This is a genomic window from Bacillus sp. SJS (assembly GCF_000732485.2).
In the GTDB taxonomy this organism is placed as follows: Bacteria; Bacillota; Bacilli; order Bacillales; family Bacillaceae; genus Metabacillus_B; species Metabacillus_B sediminis.
On record NZ_JAQV02000026.1, the window covers coordinates 72,024 to 88,485 of the forward strand.

The 16,462-nt window shown below is 42.3% G+C and carries 18 protein-coding genes; 5 read left to right on the top strand and 13 right to left on the bottom strand.

The genetic code is table 11. The annotated features are described in order from the left end of the window. Positions 1–19 precede the first annotated feature (19 nt). The gene (locus AS29_RS16465) at positions 20–1,168 is read right to left on the bottom strand and encodes a glucosaminidase domain-containing protein (protein ID WP_051860833.1); all 1,149 of its coding nucleotides are present in this window, start codon (positions 1,166–1,168) and stop codon (positions 20–22) included. Positions 1,169–1,487: 319 nt separating this feature from the next. Further along, positions 1,488–2,384, bottom strand: a complete 897-nt coding sequence (locus tag AS29_RS16470) for a sulfite exporter TauE/SafE family protein (protein ID WP_035412311.1) — start codon at positions 2,382–2,384, stop codon at positions 1,488–1,490. A gap of 249 nt (positions 2,385–2,633) precedes the next feature. Here AS29_RS16470 and AS29_RS16475 point away from each other — a divergent pair, with 249 nt between their 5' ends. Beyond that, entirely contained in the window at positions 2,634–2,921 is a 288-nt protein-coding gene (locus AS29_RS16475; protein WP_197491626.1) for a DUF3817 domain-containing protein, read from the top strand. 44 nt (positions 2,922–2,965) lie between these two features. On the opposite strand, the gene sspJ is transcribed toward AS29_RS16475, so the two are convergent. After that, positions 2,966–3,124, bottom strand: a complete 159-nt coding sequence (sspJ, locus tag AS29_RS16480; RefSeq protein WP_066099088.1) for a small acid-soluble spore protein SspJ — start codon at positions 3,122–3,124, stop codon at positions 2,966–2,968. A 133-nt stretch (positions 3,125–3,257) separates the two neighbouring features. Here sspJ and AS29_RS16485 point away from each other — a divergent pair, with 133 nt between their 5' ends. Together AS29_RS16485 and AS29_RS16490 are read left to right on the top strand one after the other, a co-directional pair. Further along, positions 3,258–3,674, top strand: a complete 417-nt coding sequence (locus AS29_RS16485; protein WP_035412317.1) for a MerR family transcriptional regulator — start codon at positions 3,258–3,260, stop codon at positions 3,672–3,674. Between the two features lie 10 nt (positions 3,675–3,684). Beyond that, a complete protein-coding gene (locus tag AS29_RS16490) occupies positions 3,685–4,827 on the top strand; it encodes an MFS transporter (protein ID WP_035412320.1) in 1,143 nt (380 codons plus the stop codon). 50 nt (positions 4,828–4,877) lie between these two features. On the opposite strand, the gene AS29_RS16495 is transcribed toward AS29_RS16490, so the two are convergent. After that, the gene (locus AS29_RS16495) at positions 4,878–5,618 is read right to left on the bottom strand and encodes an alpha/beta fold hydrolase (RefSeq protein ID WP_035412323.1); all 741 of its coding nucleotides are present in this window, start codon (positions 5,616–5,618) and stop codon (positions 4,878–4,880) included. A gap of 144 nt (positions 5,619–5,762) precedes the next feature. On the opposite strand from AS29_RS16495, the gene AS29_RS16500 reads away from it, so the two are divergent. Further along, complete coding sequence (locus AS29_RS16500; protein WP_035412326.1) at positions 5,763–6,422, top strand: type 1 glutamine amidotransferase domain-containing protein; 660 nt, start codon at positions 5,763–5,765, stop codon at positions 6,420–6,422. A gap of 55 nt (positions 6,423–6,477) precedes the next feature. Here AS29_RS16500 and AS29_RS16505 read toward each other — a convergent pair whose 3' ends face one another. From AS29_RS16505 to AS29_RS16515, 3 genes are all read right to left on the bottom strand, one after another. After that, positions 6,478–6,819 (bottom strand): DUF3243 domain-containing protein, encoded by a 342-nt coding sequence (locus AS29_RS16505; protein WP_035412329.1) that lies wholly within the window; start codon positions 6,817–6,819, stop codon positions 6,478–6,480. Positions 6,820–6,985: 166 nt separating this feature from the next. Further along, entirely contained in the window at positions 6,986–7,483 is a 498-nt protein-coding gene (locus tag AS29_RS16510; RefSeq protein ID WP_035412332.1) for a DinB family protein, read from the bottom strand. A gap of 120 nt (positions 7,484–7,603) precedes the next feature. After that, positions 7,604–8,989 (bottom strand): L-cystine transporter, encoded by a 1,386-nt coding sequence (locus AS29_RS16515; protein ID WP_035412334.1) that lies wholly within the window; start codon positions 8,987–8,989, stop codon positions 7,604–7,606. A 237-nt stretch (positions 8,990–9,226) separates the two neighbouring features. On the opposite strand from AS29_RS16515, the gene AS29_RS16520 reads away from it, so the two are divergent. Further along, entirely contained in the window at positions 9,227–10,042 is an 816-nt protein-coding gene (locus AS29_RS16520; protein WP_035412337.1) for a protein-glutamine gamma-glutamyltransferase, read from the top strand. A 5-nt stretch (positions 10,043–10,047) separates the two neighbouring features. Here the strand turns inward: AS29_RS16520 and AS29_RS16525 are convergent, their stop codons facing one another. The 6 genes from AS29_RS16525 to AS29_RS16550 all read right to left on the bottom strand — a co-directional run bounded on the left by AS29_RS16525 (position 10,048) and on the right by AS29_RS16550 (position 16,401). After that, the gene (locus AS29_RS16525) at positions 10,048–10,302 is read right to left on the bottom strand and encodes a hypothetical protein (protein ID WP_035412339.1); all 255 of its coding nucleotides are present in this window, start codon (positions 10,300–10,302) and stop codon (positions 10,048–10,050) included. 65 nt (positions 10,303–10,367) lie between these two features. Continuing rightward, the gene (locus tag AS29_RS16530) at positions 10,368–10,766 is read right to left on the bottom strand and encodes a secondary thiamine-phosphate synthase enzyme YjbQ (RefSeq protein WP_035412342.1); all 399 of its coding nucleotides are present in this window, start codon (positions 10,764–10,766) and stop codon (positions 10,368–10,370) included. 284 nt (positions 10,767–11,050) lie between these two features. After that, on the bottom strand, positions 11,051–11,848 hold the full coding sequence (locus AS29_RS16535; RefSeq protein WP_035412345.1) for a phosphotransferase enzyme family protein: 798 nt from the start codon (positions 11,846–11,848) through the stop codon (positions 11,051–11,053). Between the two features lie 293 nt (positions 11,849–12,141). After that, complete coding sequence (locus AS29_RS16540; RefSeq protein ID WP_035412437.1) at positions 12,142–12,645, bottom strand: hypothetical protein; 504 nt, start codon at positions 12,643–12,645, stop codon at positions 12,142–12,144. Positions 12,646–13,157: 512 nt separating this feature from the next. After that, positions 13,158–16,037, bottom strand: a complete 2,880-nt coding sequence (locus AS29_RS16545; protein ID WP_035412348.1) for an ATP-binding protein — start codon at positions 16,035–16,037, stop codon at positions 13,158–13,160. A gap of 1 nt (position 16,038) precedes the next feature. Further along, a complete protein-coding gene (locus AS29_RS16550; protein WP_035412351.1) occupies positions 16,039–16,401 on the bottom strand; it encodes a response regulator transcription factor in 363 nt (120 codons plus the stop codon). Positions 16,402–16,462: the final 61 nt, after the last annotated feature.

The window sequence follows — 16,462 nt, forward strand, 5'->3', positions numbered from 1 at the left end:
GAGGCTGTCCGGTTTTTGGTTAATTTACATATTTCATTTGCTGCGGATCATAGGTTACGGTATAGCCGCCGCCAAGATCCAGCTGGTTTCCATTAATTCCATAAACGCGGGACTCTGTATTCTTTTTTAATGTGCTGTAAACAGTCCCATCCGGGCTAATCATAGCCGTGTCAGCTGAAAACTGAATGCGGCCAAGGTGATAAATAGGCTTGTCCGCTGCGGAAACATAATAGCCTCCGCCTACCTGATACGCCTCTTCATCGTAATCATAAACCCGAAGAGCTTCTCCGCTAAGGACCGGTCTGAGAACAGATCCGTCCGGGCTGTATATCACAGTTTTTGAGTCTTTTATTAAAATTCTGCCTATGTACGCACTCATTTTGCTGCTATTGGCTTCAATTAAATACCCGCCGCCAACGTCATAGCTGTTTCCTAAAACACCGTAAACTCGGATACTCTCATCCTTGTTCAGCATTTTGAAGAGGGACCCGTCAGGTACAAGCATTGGTACCTCTGATTTAATCATTAGCTTTGCAACCGGCAATTTGTGGTTTGCCGGCAAATACACTTTTGGGATAGCAAGCGTAATTTTTGCCATATCGAAGTGAATTTCCAAAACTTTTTCCCCATAGCCTCTGCCTGGAACTGCCCATCTTCCATTCAGGTCAGACCATAATGGGGCGATACCGCGTTTAACCAGTTTAAAACGGGGGTCTGCAAGCTCGGTATACAGCGGTTCGGTGCTGGCATAAGCCTTCAAATGCTGAATGTGCGCGCGTACTCCTTCTTCCGGTGTGCTAAAATATGCACCTTTTACTCCGCCTCCGGTTGTGCCGATTCCAGCATAGTTATTTTGCTGCGGAACCACATCGCCGCCGTAATTAAAAAAACCGGTTTCATGGATAGCCTGGGCAAACGCTTTGTCTCCCCGGACGCCTTCTTTTCTGCCCGTTTCAAGATAAATTTCCGCAAGTTGATAGATTGTAACAGTTGTTAGTTTGGGAGTTGGATTGTTTAGCAGGACATAATCGCCCATTTGCTTCGAGGTCAGCATGGAGGATCCCATTATGGACATAGATTCCGCTTTGGCAGGAGGGGTAGGGATGATGAAGCTTAACAGTAATACCATTACCAGCAACAAGGGATATGGACGGGTGTCTTTTAGCATATCAGTATAACTCCTTTTTCCATTTAGTGAACAACAAGTCATATTATAGCAAATAATAGATGAATAGGTATTTATTTCTTGTAAATTATTAATTAATTTGTCTATTTCTGCGGAAAAATGCTTAACCGATTTATACGAATAACGCTTTTAAACTCGGCTGTTTTTCCGTTGCAGGTATTCATTTCAATCAACAGATGTAAACATTACCATACATAATTTAAATATCGTCAAAAAAACAGGACCACGTGGTGCTGCCCTGTTTTTGCTGCTTGATTTTCACTTTAAAATTTAGATAAATGCACTCATTTTTTGAATTCCTCTACAGCTGATATTCCCCCGCTTCCTCTTTTCGTGATATTTCACGGTATTTTAAAACAGAGAATGCTATCGCTGCAGCCCATAAAAGAAGAATAATACCGTAAATGACTGGATGAAAACTTTGATTTGGCACCCACATTTGCAATAGTGTTCTTGCATTTGTTAACACGATAAAACCGCCGACAAGAACTCCAAGTAAATGAGCAGGTACTTTACGGACCAGCCAGGCAGCAAGCGGAGCAGCGATGACTCCGCCAATCATTAAAGCTCCTGCCCACAGCCAATTCACCTGTTCCCATCCAAGAGAGATAATAAATCCAATGGATGCGGATAAAGCTATGGCAAATTCGCTTGTGTCTACAGTTCCGACTACTTTTCTAGCTGAGGTGCCTTTCTGGGAAAGCAGCACTGGCGTCGCAATCGGCCCCCAGCCTCCACCGCCGGTTGCATCAAAGAATCCAGCGATTAGTCCAAGCGGAACCGCTTTTTTAGCAGATATTTCAAGTTTATCTTCTACTTTCTGCTGCTGCCGGACAAGAAATAGGAAGCGGATGGTGACGTAAATCCCGAGAGCAAGAAGGAAAATCGATACATAGGGTTTTACAAGATCACCTGGAAGATTGCTTAAGAAACAGGCTCCTGCAAACGCTCCGATTGAACCTGGAATAATCAGTTTTAATACCGTTTTTTTATCCACATTCCCAAACTTAATATGGGACGCACCAGATGCCGCAGTTGTTGCTACTTCGGCAATATGCACGGAGGCAGATGCAATAGCAGGCGCTATGCCAAAGGTAAGAAGCAAGGTTGTTGATGTGACCCCGTATGCCATTCCAAGCGCACCATCGATAAATTGGGCAAGCAGTCCTACGAAAATAAAAATAATGAGCTTATTCAAAGTTTCTCCTCCTCTTTGGACTGAAAAAGGCCCTGAACGTGTTAACGTTCAGGACCTTCGGTTGACCGATCAGTCTCTGTATCTATTAATGCAAGTTTATTCAAATAATTCCGATAAGTCAACTGTGTTTTTAACGACAATTCCTTTTTTTCTGTGTACGTATTGTGACAAATAACAAAATGGACATGAAGTGCTGAAAGGATTGTATATAATAGTCCTAGCACACGTTTAGGAAGGAGATTGAATATGCTGGTTTCTACCCCAATCAAAAGACTGCGGTTCATAGGAACAATTGAGGGAATTTCTTTTATCGTTCTTCTTGGAATCGCTATGCCGCTTAAGTATTTCGCAGACATGCCAATGGCAGTAACAATTGTCGGCTCCCTTCACGGACTGTTTTTTGTCCTATTTATTCTGGCTGTTGCAAATGCTGCGTTCCGCCACCGCTGGAGCATTATCAAAATGGGATTAGCACTTGTCGCCTCCGTCATTCCATTCGGAACGTTTTTCCTCAATAAAAAGCTGCCTGAAAAATAAGAAGAACGGGTCTGTAAAAGCCCGTTCTCTTTTTATGCCATTTATTAACGGTGGTTATTTTTCTTTTTCTCAACTGCTTCTTTCAAAGGATCGCCTTGCAGCGCCTGTTCTGCATCTGAAAGAGCAGATTGAAGAGCCTGGCCATCGTTTTGGCTTTGGTGCGATTGCTTTTCTGATTTGTGGTCTTTACCAAAAATACCCATATGCTCACCTCCTATAATAATGAATCCCTCTTAATATGAGAAAAATCGGTCATATTTATACAGTAAACACAGAGTTCTTGACAAAATCTAACGTTAACGTTAAGGTTAGTTTAGTACGAAAGGAATGGTGCGGATGAATAAGTTTAAGATTGATGATGCAGCAAGAGAAACAGGCCTGACCAAAAGGACCATTCGTTATTATGAAGAGCTGGGTTTGATTAAAGAGCCTGAAAGAACAGATGGCGGTACCCGTCTGTATAGTGAGGATGACATTGAACGGTTAAAAAAAGTCGTGCTCGCAAAAGATATCCTTGGTTTTTCCCTTCAGGAGCTTCAGGACTTTGTAAAGCTCCGTGAAAAAATTCAGCACCATCGCGAGGATTACCGCAATTCAAGTGATACTTCAAAACGAAGAGAGGAACTCGAGCATATTGCAGCCGGACTATCCGAACAAATCGTCATGATTGATAAAAAAATGGAACGGATGCAGGATTTCAGAAATGAGATTTCACAGCTTCAGGACAAAGCAGCACAACTTTTGAAAGAGTAAGGTGATTGGAATGAAAAAACAAGCATTTGCACGGAATATAACCGTTCTCGCAACTTTTCTTGCCTTTATGGGAATTGGAGTCGTAGACCCGATTCTTCCTGTAATTGCAGACCAAATTGGAGCTACTCATTGGCAAGTCGAGTTACTGTTTACAGCATATATTTTAACAATGGCGATCATGATGATCCCTGCAGGTATTTTAGCAAGCCGCTTTGGAGATAAACGAATGATGGCCGTCGGATTGGCCATCGTGACGGTTTTTGCTTTTATTTGCGGCGTCTCCAATACCATTGCGGAGCTTTCCATTTTCCGGGCTGGATGGGGGCTTGGGAACTCCATGTTTTTCGCAACAGCCATGACACTGCTCATTGCCCTATCCATTGACTCTCATAAAGCAGTCGGGCTGTATGAAGCAGCAATCGGTCTCGGAATGGCTGGCGGTCCTTTATTAGGAGGAGTACTTGGCGGTCATTCATGGAGATTCCCGTTTATGGCGACAGGTCTTCTTATTTTTGCTGCCTTCCTGCTGGTCATGCTGTTTGTATATGAACCTGTTAACAAACAAAAGCGGAAACCCGCCGGGCTTAAAGAACTAAAGCAGCTCTTCGCCTACAAGCCATTTATTAAAACGGCGCTTGCTGGAATGCTTTATTATTATGGTTTCTTTGTGGTGCTGGCTTATTCCCCTCTTGTTGTAAAACTGGATACGATCCAGATTGGATTCGTTTTCTTCGGATGGGGTTTATGTCTTGCATACGGTTCTGCCGGGCTTAGTCACACCCTTGAAAAGAGATGGACGGCAAAAGAGATTCTCCCAGTAACGCTGGCTATTTTCACGGTACTGCTATTATTGCTCTTTTTCGTCAGCTCGACCCCTCTTATGATTATGATCATTATTCTTTCCGGTCTCGTATCCGGGTTGAACAATGCTCTATTCACAAGCCATGTAATGGAGGCTCCTTTTGAACGAAGCATTATTTCAGGAGGATATAATTTTCTGCGCTGGCTGGGAGCTGCATTCGCACCTGTTGTATCAGGATTAGTAGGGCAGGCTGCAGGAGTGAAAATTCCGTTTTTAATTGCAGCAATAGTCGGAGCAATCGCACTGCTTCTTGCCTATTCTCCTAAGAAAAAAACAGAAACTGTTCAATAATGAATGACGCGGGGCTTATGTTTCCCTGCACATAGCAAGAGGGAGCGGTATTACTTGCCGCTCCCTCTTTTTATCCAATTTTCGATGTATTGAATAATCTGCTTTTGCTGCTCTTCTGCTGGAATCTCTGCTGAATGATCCCCCTTTTGCTTTCCGTAAAGTCCAAACTGCGCATGATTTCCGCCTTTTATTTCATAAAACAGGGCATCATCAGGAACATTTTTCTTTGAGTTTTCAATGTCATCAAGTGACGTAAGTCCATCATTGGCAGCGAATATCGATAAAACGTCCACATTCGTCTGCTTTAATTTCGCTGATTCAGCTGGATAAGATGCAAGAAAAAACACGCCCTCCACTGACTTCTCATGCTTTGCTGCGTAATTTGCTGCCGCCACGCCTCCTAGAGAATGGCCCCCAATATACCACTTTTTTATTTTTGGCCTGGATGATTGTACTCTCTCTGCCTTTCCGGTTCCGAGAATGGCACAATGAAATGGCATTTCCGGAATAGCCACCGGAATCCCCGTCTTTGCAAGCTCCTGTCCGATGAATGCATAAGCTTCAGGTTCTACTTTCGCGCCGGGATACAGAATGACTCCTGCCTCTGTTTTAGTGCCGGAAGGGTCAAAATATAAGATCCCGTCTGTTTCAGTGTACGAGTCCTCCGGAACAAGCCTGGTCAGATCTTTCGATGGCTTATAAGTAAACTGGGACCAGACAAAAAATCCTCCAGCGAGCAGGACGACGGCGCTTGTTAAAATTGCGATAAATATCTTCAGCCATTTTTTCATGCTGTTCCTCATTCCCCTCAGAATTTCATCTTATTTTAACCCAAATTTTCTCAGCCAAGGCTAAAAAGAAAAAAAATACGGTTAGAGTGCACCTATATAGGTTAAATATACAATGTACTGAAAACCCTGGGAGGGATAAATGACATGAAAAAGATTTTAATGGTATTAACTAACTCAAGCGAGATTGATAAAGAGCATGAAACAGGCTTATGGCTTGGTGAATTTGCAGAGCCCTATAATGAATTTGTGAATGCCGGATTTCAAGTTAGAGCAGCGAGTCCTAAAGGAGGAAGAATTCCTATCGACCCTAATAGTGTGGAAGGAACTCCTCCGGATGAATGGGACGATGCCATCGCTATGCTTCAAAATACGGAAGTGCTTTCTGCCCTGAACCCACAGGACTTTAATGGAATCTTCCTGCCTGGAGGCCATGGAACGATGTTTGATCTTCCGGAAGATCCTGCTCTTCAAAAAGCTCTTGCCTATTTTGCTGAAAATAATAAAGTAATTGGCGCTGTGTGCCATGGACCTGCCGGATTTGTCGGAACAAAGCTTTCAAACGGCAAATGGCTTGTCGACGGAGTCAGCTTGACAGGTTTTACAAATGAAGAAGAACAGCAGACAGGTCTCGATTCCTTAATGCCGTTCCTGCTTGAATCCAAGCTAAGAGAGCAGGGTGCACAATTCGAGGGAGCAGCTGCCTATTCAGATCATGTCGTCGCTGACACGCGGTTTGTTACCGGCCAAAACCCTCAAAGCAGTAAATCGGCTGCCATTGCTTTTGTGAAGGCGATCAACTCTTAAAAGAATTCATCCAGAAAAAAGTACTTCCGCTTCAGGAAGTACTTTTTTTCGTTTACTATACTTTCTCCACCATGTTTAAAAGCATATGTGCTAATGCGTGCTGCTGTTGTTTATCTCCCGATTTCCAAAGCTCCTGCAGAAGATATTCTTCACGGTTCTTCGGATTTACGTGTTCTGCCAGATAATTGGCGACACGTTCAGTCGTTTTCGCTAGCTGCTCCTCGCTCAAGCCTATTTTTTTGCCTACATCTACTTTTTCCCTTAAATACTTTTTGAAACCATCAAAGTTTTCAAGGATTTCTTCCTGTTTATCTACACCGATTCGGCTGACTACGTCTTCAATTTCACCAGGATGTACATCGCCTGTTCGGTCAATCATATGATTTTTCTCGGACATCTGAAACACTCCTTATTTAATATGCTACTTATCCTTTCCCTTACCGGAAATGTTGAAACACTTTTTCATCATAATTGCTGTATTAACAAGCATCAGACGCTTTATCCGATTTATAAGCATAGAAAAAAGCCGGGAGTGAACCCGGCTTTTCAAAAGTTTTCACATATTAGCTTCTTTGCGCATTCATTGCTTCCCATTCTTCCTTGCTTGGTCCATAAATTCCAGGGACCTTCAATCCAGCAAGTCTCATAAGTACGGTCAGCTGTGCACGGTGATGTGCCTGATGCTGGATAAGTAAACGAAGTACACCTTGTACAGGAAGCTTATATCCAAAAAGATCAATCACTTCGTGCATTCTCTCGTCCGTGACCTGGTCCGGCAATGCTTCTGCTAAGCGCTGGCTGAGTGTTATGTAAGTCTCTTTAATTTCAGCAGCGGATTCAGGTGCTTTTTTTTGAAGATCAGGATGCTCAAATTCTACTCCAATTTGTGAAGGAAAATAGTAAACAGATCCAGTAATGTGCCAAGCAACGCTACCGATGCTGTAGAGTTCCGGCGAAACTTCCTGGCCTAGTGATTCATCTGTCAGCACATCCAGTGTTTTTTGGGTTAACAAAGACTCCTGTTGCCATTCGTTTAAAAAATCTTTAACTGTTGCAAACATATAATTCCCTCCTCGGATTAGCAGAACTTTGTTCCATGCTATTGTATCACGAGGAACTGTTTGTCTGCTTAAAGGAGAGGGTTGTTTCTAAAGATGTCTTCTCGTACTTTCCAGCAGGATTTAATAAGCCTCTGCGTTTTCAGCATGCCGGTTATTATACGTTTCTGTATCCAGTTCCTTCGTTACGCGGCTTGTTACAATCCCTGCTGTCATGCTTCCGCTAACGTTTAAAGCGGTTCTCCCCATATCAATCAGAGGTTCCACAGAGATGAGCAGACCTGCTAAAGCAACCGGCAAGTTCATTGTGGACAGGACCAGAATGGCAGCGAATGTTGCTCCGCCTCCCACTCCCGCTACTCCAAAGGAGCTAATTACTACAACGACGATCAGCGTTAGAATAAATGCCGGATCAAGAGGGTTGATATTCTGTGTCGGAGCAATCATGACTGCGAGCATCGCTGGATAAATCCCTGCACAGCCGTTTTGGCCAATTGTAAGGCCGAAAGACCCGGCGAAGTTCGCGATTCCTTCTGGCACTCCCAGCTTTTTAGTCTGCGTGCTTACATTGAGCGGCAGTGTACCTGCACTTGATCTGGATGTGAAGGCAAACGATAATACAGGTATTATTTTTTTCACATAAAGAATCGGGTTCAATCCTGAAATAGAAATAATAAGCAAATGAATGATAAACATGACTGCTAGCGCTATATATGATGCAATGACGAATTTACCCAGTTTTAAAATTGAATCAAAATCACTTAGGGCCACTGTCGAAGTCATAATGGCAAGTACTCCATACGGAGTCAAACGCAAGATCAGTGTTACAATCCTCATGACAATTGCATAAACAGCGTCAACGATTTTTGAAAACATTTCAGCCTGTTCTGGCTGCTTCCTTTTCACTCCAAGGAAAGCAATTCCTATGAAGGCCGCAAAAATAACGACAGCAATCGTTGAAGAAGGACGTTCACCCGTCAGATCAAGAAATGGATTTGCCGGCAGCAATTCAACTACCTTCTGAGGAAATGTCTGTCCTTCGATTTCACTGAATTTTTCTTCGATCTGCGCCGCTCTTTCTTTTTCTGCGTCACCTTGATCAATTTGAATGGCTTCCAGTCCGAAGCCTGCAGCTGAAGCAATTCCTACAGCAGCTGAGATAGCCGTTGTTCCTAATAAAACGGCTAAAATTAGTCCGCTGATTTTCCCGATATTCGCTGACAGTTTCAGCCTGGTAAAAGCAGCAACAATGGATATAAACACAAGGGGCATAACAACCATTTGAAGAAGCTTTACATAACCGTCCCCCACTATGCCAAACCAGTCTATGGAGGATATAAGCGCTTCCGATTCAGCGCCATATGCGGCCTGCAGAGCATATCCGAACACAATTCCGATTCCTAATGCGGTAAACACCCGTTTAGAAAATGAGACATGCTTTTTTTGCATGTAAAAAAGACCTGCTATGATGAGCAGCAGCAAAACAATATTTAAGATTACAAAACCCACACTAAATTCCTCCTTATTTTTTCTCCCGCCATAATAATACGATAATTCCAATGAATTAAGTAGGGATATTTTTCGACTTCCTTATCTTATATGATTTTTTCTGGCTTGTCATGTAAGATGTATTTCAAAAACTCTGCCTCGAAGGTAAATATGAATGATTCCGCATTCTGAAATCAATAATCCTTTCGCCCATCCCTGGCATAGACTTAACTATATGCCTGGTGGGGAGGAACTCTCTTGATTATCATTCAGAACAAGGAAATGGATTACAGCAAACTCAAAAAAGAAGCGAAAACATCCGTTCAAAAAGAAATGATCTTAAATATGGATAAATACGAAGAAAAGTATGTATTTGTAAGTTTGGAACAATTTTCGTTTGAGTTAAATATGAGAAGCAAGGTCATTGAGGCTGCGAGAGCATTAACGTATAGCGGTGCCGAATTTGCTACTTTTGAAACGTCAATGTGCAATCCGGCTTTATGGATTTTGACTGAGAGGGGAGCCTTTATCTTAAGGCAGGGGGTTCCTTCTTCGGCGGGAATTCAGGATATTTTTAGGAATGGCCGCTTTTACGCATTCGAATGCGCTACGGCTATTGTGATTTTATTTTATAAAGCAGCCCTCGACAGCCTTGGTGCCCAGGCATTTGATCGTTTATTCAGAGGCATCGTATTAAGGGATTGGCGGCATGATGAGGATCTAAACATCCGTACTCAGCGCGGAAATGATTTTATCCCGGGGGATTGCCTTTACTTCAATAACCCGGATTTCGACGCCCAATATCCTCAATGGAGGGGTGAAAACACCATCATGATGGGGAATAAAGAGTATTTTGGACATGGGATGGGGATCAAAGATGCAGACGCGGTAATCAAAAGCTTGAATGGATACCGATATCCATGGTCAAAGCGTTCTGCCTATCTTCTTTCACAGACAACCAGGCCGGACTATAAATATTTGTACTTTTTCAGCCCGGCAAACAGCGGATTGCCTGTTTATTATCAAAATAGAGCAATTGTTTCAAGGATTGGGAGCTCAACATCCGCATTATAAGCCGTCTATTCAGGCTCTGCGGGCTGCTTAAAGGCCCTTCTCCGCTTGTACCAGGCTTCTAATCCGAAGTGCTTGTTTACGAGCCACTCCATGTGCTCCAAATCGGCCCGCTCCACAATGGGATCCCGGTCATCCCATTTTACATACCGGACAAAGAAGTAATTTTTTATCGGACAAAGAAGAACTCTGGAATGAGGAAATGGGGAAAAAACAAACTCAACATTTCCTCTTTTTTTATAGGAATAATCCACAATCTCCAAATTCATCACCCTCTCAAGTGTAAAACACTCTGTACAGGATTCAAGTGTGAATGTGCTGGAAACAATTAATCACTAGTTATTTTTATGAAAATCCTGCGGGTTCTCGGACCATCAAACTCGCAAAAATAAATTCCCTGCCATCTTCCAAGTACGAGACGGCCGTCTGCTATCATGATTTGCTCGGATGCTCCGACGGTACTTGCTTTCATGTGAGCTGCTGTATTTCCTTCCATATGGCGGTCTGAATCCATTTCCCAAGGGAATACGGCATTGAATCTTTCAATCATGTCTCTTTTTACATCGGGATCGGCATTTTCATTAATGGTGATTCCGGCTGTCGTATGAGGGCAGTAGACAAAGACAAAGCCAGATTTCGTGCCGGACTTGGTTACCTCCTCCTGAACAAGCTCTGTAATCTCTTTAAATTCATCGTGCTCCCTTGTCTCTATTGTATGAGTGATCATGAGAAAACTCCTTTTCCAAGTTTTAAACTACTCATTGTTTATTTTTAATATCACAGTGGGAGAATGTTTAAACGGAAACTATTATTAATTGATAGCTTCAAATTGGAATGAGTATGGCTGATTTCCGCTGCAGGAGTTTCGTTCCTTCCGCTCCAATCAGCCAAACCTATTATTTTTCAAAGAACTTAGTTCAAAACATCCTTGAGATAAACATACAGAATCAAGATCCCTCATGCTTACTCCTATACCTGCTTTAAATCCGTTAGTTCAACAAAATCCCACTCTTAAATCCACTCTTTTCCATAATCACGAATGAATTGAAGGTCCTCTTGATAATGTTGATAATGTCCTTCATCAATCATTTTTTGGAACGCCATATCGCCTTCTTTGGCTTTCCTTTGCATGGTTTTACATAATCCTTCTACTCGCAGCAATACCATCTTTAAAAACCCTGTTTTCATTCCCTCTATGCCATAGGAATCAAAAAATTTCTCAATTCTATGTTTTATCCGTTCACTATCCTTTAGCGGGTCGTAATAAACGGCCTCACCAGCTTCCGTATGATGCAATCTGCTTAAAGGGACGCACGTGTAAAGAGTATAGGCGATATCCCAAAGTCTAGGACCAGGAGCAGCCAGATCGAAGTCAATCACACCTGTTGGTTTTTCTTGACGAAAAATAATGTTATAGATGGCAAAGTCATTATGGCACATCACCTCAAAGGGCTGCGGGGTGTTATCGATAGGCTGCCAGGATTCTTTTATCGGAAAGTCACTTACCGCATCATGATAGCGGCGAAGCATCTTTGCAATTTCTTTTAAAGCCTCATCCGACCACATATATTTCTTTAACGGATAATTCCCGGCTTCTCCTTCAATAAAGGATAAAATCTCTCTGCCTTTTTCATCAATACCCAGAAACTTTGGCACACCGTTCAAGCCTTTGCTTTCAAGGTGATTGAGCAATGTATGAACTTTTACACTATCAGGCTTTAATTCTCGTCGAACAGTAAGCCCCAGCCGATATACGCTGGAGACATTCCCTCCTGTTAGCTTTTCTTCGCTGCCGTACTGACTATCCATTAAAATTCCCCCAATTTAGGGACTGTATGATTGTGTCAATAGAGATGAATTCACCCAAAAATAAAAGCAGATATACAAAGGTATCTGCTCGGCATTTGGAATATAATTGTCCACACCATGTGTCCCTTGAATGATTTAAGATCGACAAATAAACGCATCCTTAAAGCAAAGGACTGCAATTGTCTCTATCTAATTAACGATCATTTCAAGGCATTCCACATATGAACAGATTCCCCTCTCTTTACATCTCTAATTATATATTACCAAATATCACCAAAATAATCATGTGAAATTTAAACATAGCCTATCATATTTTTTAAGTAATCTATTTTTCTTAAATCATTATGATTATTTTTGTCTGCCCGGTAACTATCCTTTGAAGAAGATTTGTAAACATTCAAATACTGCGAAGGATTTAGTAAATAATACTTTGCGTTCCCCATTTGATGTATTTCTAAATCTTCTAATTGTATCCCTGCGAAATTTGGTAAAGTGTCGATAATACCAAATTCAACTGATAATCCCTCTTTATAGAACCCGTGCTCATGCAAATCAATTAGGCTGTACTCCATTAAGTTCATGATTTTCACAATATCCATCCAGTTATGTATAGATCGTTCCGGCGGCACTTCCCATCCTCTTTTATCGCCTGGTACATGTATGTCTAAGTCTTGAGCATCCCAGCTCTCCCCTGTAATCACTTCTAAACCAACCGATCCCATTAACAACGGAATAATTTCAATTTCATTTAGTTTTTTGGAAATTTTAATGAACTCATTAAACTTGTGATTATCTATTTCCCCCACCACTTTCAGCTTCATTTAATTGAAGTTTATCATACGTTTCTGTAATTGGAATTATATCCCTATACCTTATTGCTAATATTCAGGTAATCACCCGTATGAAAATGGATGGGTGTTCAATCCACGCTTTTCTATCATGCAAGAAGAATGGGAACAGATTCTAAAAGGTGCTTCGGAACACCTTGCTGTCTAAAAAGTCCTGCTGAGAGAAATTGATTTAAATTGTCCTCACCCCTGGGATTCTGTATGACCATTCCGAGGGTTTTTTAAAAATGGCTATGTTAAAGCAAGCATTATGTTGATTTTTAACCCCTATTGATTGGAGCGGAAGGTGCGACACTCCTGCGGGAGCAGCGGGACAGGTGAGACCCCGCAGGCGCAAAGCGGCGAGGAGGCTCACCGCCCGCCCCGCGGAAAGGGAGTATCCTGCAGCGGAAATCAGCCAAAACCAAACTTATTTGTAGCCAAGAAAAAGACACCCGCCACTTGAACGGATGTCTTTCCAATTATTCCATTTCGCTTGCCGGAATTAATATTTGTCCATTTAAGTCCCGCTGCAGGAGGGTTTGAAGAATGAGTTTTGATAAAAGGCTCGGCTGATAGGGCTTAACTAGATAATCGCTTGCCCCAAGCTCAATACCTTTTTCTTTCTCTTCAAGGGCCGATGAAATGAAGATCGGCACCTGTTTCAACTTTTCACATCCCTTTACTTCTTCAAGCACATCCCATCCGGTGTAGGACGGGTCATCGAGCATAATATCCAAAACGACGGCATCTGGACGCTGCTCTCTGATTTGATGCAATGCTTCTTTTCCGTTTGTAAATATTTCAACCTTTAAATGGCTCTCCTCTAGCTCGGTCTTCAGCAGATTCGCCAGATTCAAGTCATCTTCAATAATAATGACATTGGTGTAAGTATGATCTGATGACGTATCCTCCGCAGATTCATTTACCATTTGTATAACAAGCGGGAGGCGCACTGTGAATACACTGCCTTTTCCTAGCTCAGATTGAACGCTGATCATTCCTTCATGGGCTTTGACAATTTCTTTTACAATTGCAAGCCCAAGACCTGTTCCGCCGATTCTTCGGCGATCGGAGTTGTCGACTCTGTAGAACTTATTGAATAATTTATCCATCGCTTCCGGAGGAATCCCCAGTCCTTCATCTTTGACGGAGATATTCAAGTACTGTTCCTCTTCATAGACAAGAATTTCAATATTTCCTCCATTAGGAGAATATTTGATTGCGTTGCTGATCAGATTGCTGAATACCTGTGATAGTTTATCCTTGTCTCCAAGCACCAGCGTTTGCTCTGTCATTCGTTCCAGTTTTATCAGATGCTGAGCGGCGTGAATTTGCTGCAATTCAGCAAGCTGCTGCAGAAGGGGAAACAAGTCATCGTATTTCTTTTCATAGGTTTGTTTTCCGGCTTCCATACGCTGGACATCCAAAAAGTCATTTATTAAGGATGTGAGACGCTTTGCTTCCTGGAAAATCGTCGTTAAATATTTTTTCTGGCGTTCTGGTTTGAGTTCTTTATGCAGCATCAGCTCTGTAAACCCGAGTACGCTTGCAAGCGGTGTTCGAAGTTCATGGCTAACCGTGCTGACGAACTCTGATTTCATTTTATCCACTTCGTACTCATGAGTAATATCGCGGTGAACGATTACGGTTCCTATTCGATGGTCCATTCGGTAAAGGGGCTCTACATATACTTTAATGACCTGCGTTCCCGAATCTCCCCGAAGCTGGTAATGGAAGGATTCAAGCTCTTGGTCTTTTACTTCTGCAAAGACTGCCTTTTGAAAAAAGGTTCTAAATTCCGCTTGATCCTTAATGTTTGGTTCAAATGCTGCCATCCATTTAGTAAATGGTGTTTTCTCTGACGGCTTTTCCTCCCAATCCCGGATCAGTTCATGCATGGTTTTGTTCATTAAAAGAATGGTTCCCCTGGTATCAACAAGCTGGATGCCTTCATGGACCGTATTCATTATATCCCTGTTCAGCTGTCTCTCTTCCGCTGTCTGCTCGTACAGTTTAATTTTTTCCAGTGAAATCGAAATGTTTTTTACAAGTGTCATATAGTTATTGATTTCGTCCTGAGAAAAATCTCCTGAATACCTTGTGAAAAGAAGGACGGCTTCAAGATCTCCAGCTGAAGAAAACACAGGTAAAAACAAATCGAAGCAGTACATGAGGGATTGGTGATAACCCTTTTCAGATGCGATCATTTCTCTTGTCACTGTAAAGGGTGTTCGGTTTTCTACTAACTTTTTTGTAAAACCTGAATGAAGATTTTGCAGAAATTGCTCAGCCTCCAAGTCCTCTACACCTGCAGAAGCATGCTCCCTATAATTCATAAGAACAATCATCGCTTTGTCTGCTCGCGCAATCGGTGCAAGTGTGGCAATGATGCTCTTCAGCAGCTCTTTTTTATCAAGCGTATTTGAAATGCCATTAATCAATTCATTCCGGAGCTCCAGCTGATTTTCCCTGTCCCTCATTTGCTCAAGCACTTCCTCAAGCTCAGCCTGCTGAGCCTGGAGCTCATCCTGCTGGGCAACGAGTTCTTCGTTTTGAGCGCTTAAATCCTGCTCTTTTTCATGGATGCTGTAGCTCATCCGTTCAAATGCCTGATGAAGGACACCCAGCTCGTCATCCCGGCTCGTACGGTTTTCAAACAACACTTCCCTTCCCGAAGCTATGTTGCTCGCCGCTGCGGTAAGCTCAACTAAAGGCTTGCTGATTTTTCTTGTTAACATTCTGATCAGGAAAGACATGCCTCCAAGCAGCAGAATGAGCAGAATAGAAAAGCTGATCTGTCTATTTTGCAGTCCTTTTGTATAAAGCTGTTCATTTTCTTCAAGTTTCCGGTCCAGACTGACACGGTAATTTTTCATGCTTTCCTGGAATTTCCTGACGTTTTCAGAACCTCCGCCCTGAATGGCTAGCTTGGCTACGCCATTACGGTCACCGGACTCATAGAGTTTAACCGCTTTTGGAGTTGCCTCTTCAAAATAATATTGATAGAAAGCTTGTGCTGCCTGATAAAAAGCCAGATCTTCTTTTTCACTTGCACATTTTTCAAGTTTTTCTAATGTCAGCCGGACTTCCTCCTGCTGTTTTGCTGCATTGCTTTTATAGGTGGATTCTGACCCCTCGTTCCCAAAGGCAAAGTAAGCCCGGAACTCGGAGATGGCCAAATTAAAACCATAATCCAATTCAATGGCCAGGTTTTCTTTTTTATTTAGCGCTTTATTGTTTTCACTGAACAATGAAGCTTCTCTGTTTTGATTGATTAAAAAAAATGCAAATAGGGAAACGCATATAATCAGAATGGAAATGGTCAAAAAACTGAATTGCCTGGTGAGACTTTTCTTCATTCTATTTCAAGATCTCCTCTATTTTTTCAGACAGCTGGATTGGGCTGAATGGCTTTGCCATAAAGTAATCGGCTCCCGCTTCCATTGCCGCCCGCTGATCTGATACCTGGCTTTTTGCACTGAGCATTAGTATCCTGGAATGTTTCTTTTCGGGTATAGCTCTGACTTTTTCAATGACTTCAAGACCCGTAAAGACCGGCATCATATAATCAAGCACGATTAAATCGTAATCATGAGCCATTATTTTATTCAGTGCTTCTTCTCCGTCACTAGCCTCATCGATTTCATGTCCGTCATCTTCCAATGTGTCAGATACGAGCATCCGTAAAACCTCTTCATCCTCAGCAAGTAAAAGGCGAGCCATCATTAATCCCCCTTAGCTGCATATAGCCGCTTTGTGTTTTCTTCCTATTTATCGGCCTAAG